We start from the raw sequence: 1540 nt of genomic DNA, 5'->3' as shown, positions 1-1540 counted from the left end.
GGATGTCCGATCCCTCTGGCTAGTGGCGTTGGCGGTTCAGAGCTGGCGGCCTGAGCAGGCAAGACCTGTAGAGGTGCTCAGCGAGGCGAAGGTCCTGTTACGGACCATCGCCGGCTCGATCGAGGTCCCGATTGCATCGCTATCTCCGGACGATCGTTCTCTGAGCCGACTAACAGGGGGAGATGGAATCATTGTTCCAGCCGTTGAGCCGATGATTCGAGACGCGCCGCGTCAGCGGTCTGAGGTGCCTCTGTACACGCCCTATGCGGGATTCTTGTTCTTAATTCCGTTGCTGGCGCGCGCGGGATTGAGTCGTGCGATTCAGGACCATCCGGAATGGGTCGACTCTCATGTGCCGTGGCGAGTTCTGCGTTCGATCGCGAAGCGGCTGTCCATTCCGGAGGACGATCCTGTTTGTCTGTGGCTGTCTGACGATGAGAGAGGTGGCCCAGAGCAGGTTCAGCGAGAGCAAGGTGAGTTTGTCGCGAAGGAAGTCGATGCCATTGTGGGCCAATGGCGACAGGCCATGCGGAGCTGGTGTCGGCTCCAGGCTCACCTGGGGCTGGCCAATGTCGTCCGCCGCCCGGGATGGGTGTCCTGTGGCCAGACCCATGTAGAGGTATGGATGCCGTTGAGTGATATCGATCTGCGTATCCGTCGAGCGGGGCTCGATATCGATCCGGGATGGGTGCCCTGGTTGGGACAGGTGATCCGATTCCACTATGACCCTGAAGGGAGACCGCATGGGACCGGTAGAATCGCTGGGCATTGAAGAACCGAGTATGGCCAAGGAGCCATCCCCTCGATCTCCGTTTTCCGAGCAGCACGAGCGGAGTGCCGATCCCATGCCGGCGCTGAGCTTGCGGACGTTTGCCCTCTCTGCCGTGGCGGCGTTAGCTGCGACCAATCCGGCTTTGAATCGAGACAGTTCGGAATGGCTCTATGTAGCGGAGTTTCTCAAACAGGTGCCCTCCGAGAAGAGTCCGTGGTTGCAGGCCGTGATGGCGGCTTTGCAAGAACCTGCCCGAGAGGATCGTGCGGTGGTGCACTTGGCGGCGGTCTTGTCCTGTACTGTGGTGGAAGTGCTGACTGTGGTGTTGGCCGCAGCGGTCGATGAAGACCTGATGGTGGGACGCGCCCTGGCGTTTCTTCAAGCTCCCGTCGGTGGGGCTCGTCCGACGTTGGGGTTGCTGGCGGCCGCCTATGCCGATCTTGCCGAACCGGGACGACGTGTGCTCGATGTGTTGCTGACTGGATCGGCGATCCGGAGCGGCCTCCTCCTGTTGGGTGGAGAGGACGGACCGTTACCGGAGCGGGCGGTATCCGTGTCCCAGACGGTCGGCTTGGCGTTGCGTGGTCATGACGGGTTGTGGCCTGGAACGACAATTGGGATTGGCGCCGAATCGGTGGTGGCCTTGCCACCTTCGGTTCACGAGTCGGCGGTCCAGTATGCCAGGAGTGTGACGGCAGCTGCCCATCAGAGCCTGCTGATCCGGAGTGGGTTTTTGGCTGAGGCGAAATCCTCGGCGGCGGCTATGGC

Annotated in this window: 2 protein-coding genes; both read left to right on the top strand. The window is 61.5% G+C overall.

Annotated elements, in window-relative coordinates; all coding sequences use genetic code 11:
* On the top strand, nt 1-772 hold a 772-nt coding region (locus Q7U76_08265), incomplete at its 5' end, for a hypothetical protein (protein ID MDO8356365.1).
* Nucleotides 744-1540, top strand: a 797-nt coding sequence (locus Q7U76_08260; protein ID MDO8356364.1) for a hypothetical protein, incomplete at its 3' end; no start/stop codon positions are given. The genes Q7U76_08265 and Q7U76_08260, both read left to right, overlap by 29 nt.

The sequence above is a fragment of the Nitrospirota bacterium genome (assembly GCA_030645475.1).
GTDB lineage: Bacteria > Nitrospirota > Nitrospiria > Nitrospirales > Nitrospiraceae > Palsa-1315.
Note: the sequence above shows the minus strand (reverse complement) of the source record. Positions and strands in the feature narration are given on the sequence as shown.